The following is a 6,477-nucleotide window of genomic DNA, read 5'->3' on the forward strand; positions in this document are numbered from 1 at the left end:
TGGGGCTGTAGCTCAGCTGGGAGAGCGCTTCAATGGCATTGAAGAGGTCAGGAGTTCGATCCTCCTCAGCTCCACCAATATAAACTTAATTCTAGAAATATCTTCTGATGATTTGATTGATGAGTTTGATATATTTATAGCTGGTGGTTTAGAAAAGGCACTTGAAATTATTCCATAATGGCGTATTCGAAAAATGATTTACAAAAAATCCTCTTTTCGCTTCCGAGTCAAATGAGACCTGAAGTTTTGTTTTTCTTTTTGGATGCTGAAATGAATCAAGGCCATAGCGATCAGTTCGATATTTGGCTAGATAAAGGTAATGCTAGATTTATTGATAATTTACATATGTGGTTAAAAGCACCAAACAAAGATGGTTTTGCATATTTAGCTTTAGAAGACACGTTAATTGAAGAAAACCACCTTAGAAATCTGAGCTTAATGGATGAAGACGTATGGGAATTAATTGTAAATACTTGGAATAGTGTTGAGACAATTAGGGAGGATTTTCAAAGCTGGCTAATAATGCTGGGTTTAAGAAAGCCCAGTGAATTATTTAAAAAAGAATTACCAGATGATAACTTACTCATAAGAATTTATCGTGGTGGAAGTCCTAGTGGGTTGAGTTGGACATTAAATGAAGAAAAAGCTAGGCTTTTTGCACTGAAGCACGCTAAATCTTTTTCTAGCAAGAATCCAAGAAAACCTAGAATTTTCACTACTATGGTTAATAAAACTGAAGTTCTTTTTTATAATAATGATAATTTGGAAGAAGAAGTAGTGATAATACCTGACCCTGATAGAGTTATAGAAGTAGAATAATAATTGATCGTTGAATTTTAAGAGGAGTTTAGGATGAGTATAGCGTCAATAAATGGAGTAGATATATATTACGAAACATATGGTGAAGGTTTCCCAATTATTTTTTCACATGAATTTGCTGGTGATTCCCAGAGCTGGATGCCACAGGTAAATTATTTTTCTAGAAAATATAAGGTAATTACATATAATGACCGAGGATATCCTCCATCATCAGTGCCTGAAGGTGATGATAACTATTCACAAGAAAAATCCTTAGAAGACTTGCACGGATTATTAAACTACTTAGATATAAAAGAAGCATATATTGCCGGCCTTTCAATGGGTGGAGGTTTAGCAGTAAGTTTTGGCATTAAATACCCGCAAATTGCCAAAGCACTTATTATTGCAGGAGCTGGTAGCGGATCAGATAATTCAGATAATTGGAAAGAGTCGGTTAACAATCAGGCATCTTTAATGGAAAAAGATTTTACTTCTTGGGCAGATTCATATGCAAATGGGCCACAACGATTACAATATAAATCTAAAGACCCAAAGGGATGGAATATATTTAGAGATGCACTTGTTAACCATTCTCCACTTGGCTCTGCTAATACTTTTAAAAACGTACAAGGTAAACGAAAGACTATATATGAATTGGACAATGAAATAGCAAAAATTGATATACCTTCTTTGATAATAGTTGGTGATGAAGATGAACCCTGTATAAACCCTGGAATATTTCTAAAAAATAAAATGAAGAATGCTGGTCTTGTTTTTGTACCTAAAACTGGGCACACAGTAAATTTAGAAGAACCTTCGTTATTCAATCAGTTGATTGATGAATTTTTATCTAAAGTTGAAAATAATACATGGTAGAATTTAATTCGTTTTAATTTCAACAAATTCCACTTTTCCATTTTCAACTAATTGTTGAATAGCTTTTTGTTTATTAGACATCCTACTATTGCCAGATTTGAATTCTACTAAGAGTATTTTATTGTCTTCAAACTGAATTCCATCTATTGGATCTCCCAAAAATCTAAAATTTCTATGATCCCAAGGGTAATTTTCTGAAATGGGTATCCATTGTTCTAGTGTTAATCCTTGTTTTACTGCATTACTTCGTAAATTGCTATCTAGATTGCTAATTTTTGATTTGAGTTTATTATACTGATTTATAGTGATAATAAAGATTACTGTAAGAAGTACGCTGTATAATAGGAGTACATTTGAGTTTATGAATTCCCACAAGTTTGTACTTTCCATCTGATGACTCCAGTTTATATTTAATATTTTATGTATATAATAATATAGTATATTTTAGAATTTTTTATAGGAAATTATAATGTCTCAAGAATTAGGTAAAATAGATAAAGCAAATACAGAAGATTATAAAAATAAAAGAAAATTATTTATGGTTCCAATTATCTTTACTCCATTTGAACCTAATCAAGATGCTGAAATTCTTATAACAAAATATTGGAACCAAGTTAAAAATCAAATCAATAGTTTGACACAGTCACTTGGTATCGTTAAGCACATTTTTCATGAAACTCTTTCAGTGGGTGGGCACGAAGGTTTAGAACAATTGAAAAATATGAATTCTAAAACTTATAGCTTTGTTCAAGAACAATGGGAATCTGGTGCTGAGATTCACGTAACAGAGGATCTTGTATCACTGACTGAGATGATTGATTTACAACGTATAGCAAATATTCCATTTTCTTCAGAGGGTGTAAGATCAAAGATCGAAAGTTGGTATTCTGAAGTTGCTGAAAAGAGATTTTCTGCAATAAAAGAATCAATTGATTCGAAAATCAAATCAAATGAAATAGGTTTATTACTTATGAGTGAAAATCATAACATTGAATTCCCAGAAGATATTGAAGTGATTCATGTAAGCCCACCAGCATTACATGATTTTAGAAGATGGTTAGATGAATTTATCCAAGAACAAATGAAAATGTATAGTCAAACGGAAGAAAATACTAATAAAGAGAGTTAATGATTACAAAAAGAATTAAAAAAGAACTGCTATTAGCTGTTATCTTTTTTTATATATTAGGTTCTATTTCTATAGTTTATGCAAATGGTAGCTTAGGTGTAGTTTTGGTTGACGATATATCAGGTCCTTATAAAGTTGAAGTTAAAAGCTATGCCCAAAAATTACCTCAAGGTCCGGCCCACTTCAGCATATATGTTTTTGATACCACAAAAAATGAAAACCTTGAAAATTTAAATGTAATTTACACAGCAATATCACCTAGTGGAAAAAGTTTGGAACCATTTATAGGATACATTGAAGACCCGATACCTAGCTTAGTAATACAAGAGATGAATATTTCTTATGATTCTGATATTTTATTAGATGAAGTTGGAATATGGAAATTAAAAATCGATATTGATGGTCCTTTAGGTAAAACAACAGTGAATACTCAAGTAGAAATTGTAAGTATGATCATTAATTGGGGTTTAATTGCAGGTATATTAACTATAATACTTTTGGTATTACCAATGTCTATAATTTGGATTCGTTCTATTAAAAAGAGAGGATAACATGAGATATTTTTACTTATCACTTATCCTAGTTATGGTAATGGGATGTGGTAGTGGAGAAGTGAAAGATATTACATATGACTTGGAAATTCACCATGGTGAATTAGAAGAAAAACAAAGTTTGGAAGCAAATAAAGGTGACACAATTACTTTTAATGTAAATAGTGATAGTTCATATGTTTTGCATTTACATGGATATGATCTTGAGGCTGAATTGCAAAAAGGTCAGAATAATAAAATATTAAATTTTGAAGCAAATGCTACAGGTAAGTTTGATATAGCGTTACATGAGGCTGGTGATGAGCATTCTCATCATAGCCATGACCATGGGGCTCATGGAGCAGAACATGAAAAGTGTGAAAATCAGTTTTCTACAACTGATAATGCATCTCCATCAATTAATCTCGAAGTTGATAAAGATTCTACTAATGGTACTTTAATAATCAAACCAAATATAAAGAATTTTACTTTGGTATCTGGCTCAAATGATAAAAATGAACATAGCGATCATAATACTGAAACTACTAAGAAGGGTCATTGGCATTTATATCTAAATAATGAATTAAAAGGGATGTATCATATGGATACATTGACCTTAAAAGATTTAGAACCTGGTGATTATAAAGTTCGCGTTGCTTTATCATCTACAAGTCACTGTGAATATAATATTAGTGATGAAGTAGCAATAGAAATAATGGGTGAGAAAAAAGGGCACGATGGACACGGGCATGGACATGGTGGTGAAAATATTATTGCATCACTTGAAGTGTATCCTTAGGAGATTGAGTGATTAACAGAAATATTCGTTTTGCATTATTTATACTTTCGGTATGGATAATAAGTCCAACCGCAGCTTTGGCCCATGGTTTTGGTGAAAGATATGACTTACCAATTCCTCTCTATCTTTATGTTATAGGTGGAGGTTTAACTGTAACAATTTCTATTTTTTTTATTTCTTTTATGCTAAAAAAGGTTGATAGTAGTTTTGAGTATACTAAATTTAATTTTAGTACTAATATTCCCGCAAATTTATCATTCTTTCTTATATCATTTGTGCGATTGCTATCTATATTAATTTTTATCATTTGTATTATTTCTGGATTTGTAGGAGATCAACAACCATCTAATAATATTATGCCAACATTTTTTTGGATTATATGGTGGGTAGGCATAGCTTACATTTCTGCCTTGATTTTTAATATTCATAATATAGTAAATCCTTGGAACAATATTTATTTAATTTTTGAAAATTTCATAATGTTGCTTACAAAATCTAAGGTTAATCCTTGGTTTGATTATCCTAAGTCGTGGGGTTGGTGGCCTGCAGCACTTTTTATGTGGATTTTAGCTTGGATTGAATTAGTTTATCCTTATTCCTACTTGCCTTCTTATTTGTCTCGTATTTTGATCGTATATTCAATAATTACAATAATAGGTATGTTAGCGTTTGGTAGGAAGATATGGTTAAAGTATGGTGAGATATTCAATGTAGTATTTGATTTATTTAATCGATTTAGCCCTATTGTTTTTTTAAAAGATCGTAAAACAATAGAATTTAGATTTTTTGGAATGGGATTAAAAGATAACCGTGAAGTAAGAATGTCTTTAGTAATGACTCATTTATCAATTCTTTCTGTTATTGCATTCGATGGTTTTTCATCAACACCGATATGGGGAAAATTATTAGTTAACGTATATCCATTGGTAGAAGGTTTTGGTGCCAATGCTTTTGTAGTAATAAAAAGTTTATTGCTTGCATTCTTTCCTTTGTTCTTTTTGTTAGTATATATGACTGTAATGTTTGTCATACATATTGCTATAGGTAGGACAATTAACATTATAGAATTAGCTAAAATATTTATATTATCTTTAGTTCCAATTTCAATTGGATATCATTTAGCTCATTATTCGGCATTTTTATTAATTCAAGGCCAAATGTTAATTTCTTTAATTTCGGATCCAGCAGGTTTAGGGTGGAATATTTTTAATACAGCCGATTATAAAATAAATATAGGAATTGTTGATGCCAGGTTTGCTTGGTATGCATCAATAATATTTATAGTAATAGGACATATTTCAGCTGCCTACTTATCTCACGTGGCAGCAACACAAAAATTTAAAGAATATAGAACAGTATTACTTAGTCAATATCCAATGATGGTCTTAATGATCTTATATACAATGCTTAGTTTGTGGATGATAGCGCAACCAATTGTTGAAACAGGGTAAAGATTTATTGAAAATATGCTCCACCGTTTGCAAGGTAACACTGACCAGTGATATATCCTGCAAGTTCACTTGAAAGATAAACGGCTAATGAGGCAATCTCTTCAGGCGTTCCTTGTCTGCCAGCAGGTATACCAAGAGTTTCATGTATTCTTGTACCTACGTCTCCTAAACCTGCATCTCTTTCTACATCTATCGAACCTGGACCAATGCAATTTGCAGTAATATTATTTTTCCCAACTTCTCTTGCTAGCCCTCTTGTATATCCAACTATACCGAGTTTTACCATCGCTTTTGCTGCTCCAGCACCTAAATATGGGGCAATACCCGAATAATTAATTATACGTCCCCAATTATTTTTGATCATATGTGGTAGTACAGCCCTAGTTGTTTTAAAAGGCCCCGTAAGATTGACTTCAATATTTCTATCCCATTCTTCATCAATCGTTTCTAATACTGCATGTTGAGAACGAAAGACAGCATTGTTAATCAAAACATCAACAGATCCGAATTTATCAGCAGCTTTAGTAACAAATTTATTAACCTGATCTTGATTGGTTACATCACAAAGTTCTGCAATTACATTTGCTCCTAATTCTTCCAATTCATGTGCAGTTTCTTGCAGAGGTTCAATACTTTTTTGTGTACACAAAACTAAGTTTGCTCCTTCCTCTGCCATTAATATTGCTGTTTGTTTTCCAATATTTCTGCTAGCGCCAGATATCATTACTGTTTTACCTTCGAGTCCTGTTTTCAATCGTTTCTCCTTAGATTTTCCTTTTCGATTTCTTTTAATTTCCACACTATTAAATAAATTAATGGGGTATCAAGTACGGCGACACCTAATTTTATAATGTAGGTCATCCAAATCATATCCCAAAGTTCACTATTATTATA

At 31.8% G+C, this 6,477-nt stretch carries 8 protein-coding genes and 1 tRNA gene; 7 read left to right on the top strand and 2 right to left on the bottom strand.

All coding sequences use genetic code 11. From position 1 onward, the window contains the following. Window position 1: 1 nt before the first annotated feature. From FI695_00145 to FI695_00155, 3 genes are all read left to right on the top strand, one after another. Window positions 2-77, top strand: a tRNA-Ala gene (locus FI695_00145). Window positions 78-177: 100 nt separating this feature from the next. Further along, window positions 178-819 carry a hypothetical protein gene (locus tag FI695_00150; protein MQG50373.1) on the top strand — a complete coding sequence of 214 codons (642 nt, stop codon included), beginning with the start codon at window positions 178-180 and terminating at the stop codon, window positions 817-819. Window positions 820-852: 33 nt separating this feature from the next. Then, window positions 853-1,674, top strand: a complete 822-nt coding sequence (locus FI695_00155; protein ID MQG50374.1) for an alpha/beta hydrolase — start codon at window positions 853-855, stop codon at window positions 1,672-1,674. 3 nt (window positions 1,675-1,677) lie between these two features. On the opposite strand, the gene FI695_00160 is transcribed toward FI695_00155, so the two are convergent. Further along, entirely contained in the window at window positions 1,678-2,064 is a 387-nt protein-coding gene (locus tag FI695_00160; GenBank protein ID MQG50375.1) for a hypothetical protein, read from the bottom strand. Window positions 2,065-2,143: 79 nt separating this feature from the next. Here FI695_00160 and FI695_00165 point away from each other — a divergent pair, with 79 nt between their 5' ends. The 4 genes from FI695_00165 to FI695_00180 are packed head-to-tail and all read left to right on the top strand — an operon-like array spanning window position 2,144 to window position 5,583. Further along, window positions 2,144-2,803 (top strand): hypothetical protein, encoded by a 660-nt coding sequence (locus tag FI695_00165; protein MQG50376.1) that lies wholly within the window; start codon window positions 2,144-2,146, stop codon window positions 2,801-2,803. Next, window positions 2,803-3,354 (top strand): hypothetical protein, encoded by a 552-nt coding sequence (locus tag FI695_00170; protein ID MQG50377.1) that lies wholly within the window; start codon window positions 2,803-2,805, stop codon window positions 3,352-3,354. Before FI695_00165 ends, FI695_00170 begins: the two co-directional genes overlap by 1 nt. A 1-nt stretch (window position 3,355) precedes the next feature. After that, window positions 3,356-4,132, top strand: a complete 777-nt coding sequence (locus FI695_00175) for a hypothetical protein (GenBank protein MQG50378.1) — start codon at window positions 3,356-3,358, stop codon at window positions 4,130-4,132. An 8-nt stretch (window positions 4,133-4,140) separates the two neighbouring features. After that, window positions 4,141-5,583 carry a hypothetical protein gene (locus FI695_00180; GenBank protein MQG50379.1) on the top strand — a complete coding sequence of 481 codons (1,443 nt, stop codon included), beginning with the start codon at window positions 4,141-4,143 and terminating at the stop codon, window positions 5,581-5,583. A 4-nt stretch (window positions 5,584-5,587) separates the two neighbouring features. On the opposite strand, the gene FI695_00185 is transcribed toward FI695_00180, so the two are convergent. After that, the gene (locus tag FI695_00185) at window positions 5,588-6,400 is read right to left on the bottom strand and encodes an SDR family oxidoreductase (GenBank protein ID MQG50380.1); all 813 of its coding nucleotides are present in this window, start codon (window positions 6,398-6,400) and stop codon (window positions 5,588-5,590) included. Window positions 6,401-6,477: the final 77 nt, after the last annotated feature.

This window comes from SAR202 cluster bacterium, assembly GCA_009392515.1.
Taxonomy (GTDB): Bacteria; Chloroflexota; Dehalococcoidia; order Lucifugimonadales; family UBA6952; genus UBA6952.

Excerpts from the sequence above, each read along its gene's own strand:
- FI695_00175 (MQG50378.1), top strand. The coding sequence starts at position 3,356 with ATGAGATATTTTTACTTATCACTTATCCTAGTTATGGTAATGGGATGT.
- FI695_00165 (MQG50376.1), top strand. The coding sequence starts at position 2,144 with ATGTCTCAAGAATTAGGTAAAATAGATAAAGCAAATACAGAAGATTAT.
- FI695_00155 (MQG50374.1), top strand. The coding sequence starts at position 853 with ATGAGTATAGCGTCAATAAATGGAGTAGATATATATTACGAAACATAT.
- FI695_00170 (MQG50377.1), top strand. The coding sequence starts at position 2,803 with ATGATTACAAAAAGAATTAAAAAAGAACTGCTATTAGCTGTTATCTTT.
- FI695_00160 (MQG50375.1), bottom strand. The coding sequence starts at position 2,064 with ATGGAAAGTACAAACTTGTGGGAATTCATAAACTCAAATGTACTCCTA.
- FI695_00150 (MQG50373.1), top strand. The coding sequence starts at position 178 with ATGGCGTATTCGAAAAATGATTTACAAAAAATCCTCTTTTCGCTTCCG.